The sequence below is a fragment of the Olleya sp. Ti.3.14 genome (genome assembly GCF_038154885.1).
Lineage (GTDB): Bacteria > Bacteroidota > Bacteroidia > Flavobacteriales > Flavobacteriaceae > Olleya.
In genome coordinates, this window is record NZ_JBAKAO010000044.1 from 1 (window position 1) to 337 (window position 337).

Genomic DNA, 337 nt, shown 5'->3' on the forward strand with positions numbered 1-337 from the left:
TATTTAACGAAAAAGTTCCAGCAGCAGCAGGTTTTATTAATGAAGTATTAACAAAAAAATCTTTAAGTGATATTATTGGTAATATTTTAAAAGTAACTAGTGTACCTGAAACTGCAGCTTTCTTAGATGAAATTAAAACTTTAGGATACAACTTCGCATTTAGAGGAGGTTTATCTTTCAGTTTAGGAGATATTATTATCCCACCAGAAAAGCAATCTATGATTGATGCTGCCAATCAAAAAGGTGATGGTGTTACTGGTAACTATAACATGGGATTAATTACAAATAACGAACGTTATAACCAAGTTATTGATATTTGGACGTCTACCAATGCGGA

General features: G+C 31.5%; 1 protein-coding gene. It reads left to right on the forward strand.

Annotation, left to right across the window (positions count from 1 at the left end; all coding sequences use genetic code 11):
* On the forward strand, positions 1–337 hold a 337-nt coding region (locus V6251_RS15210), incomplete at both ends, for a hypothetical protein (protein WP_341589008.1).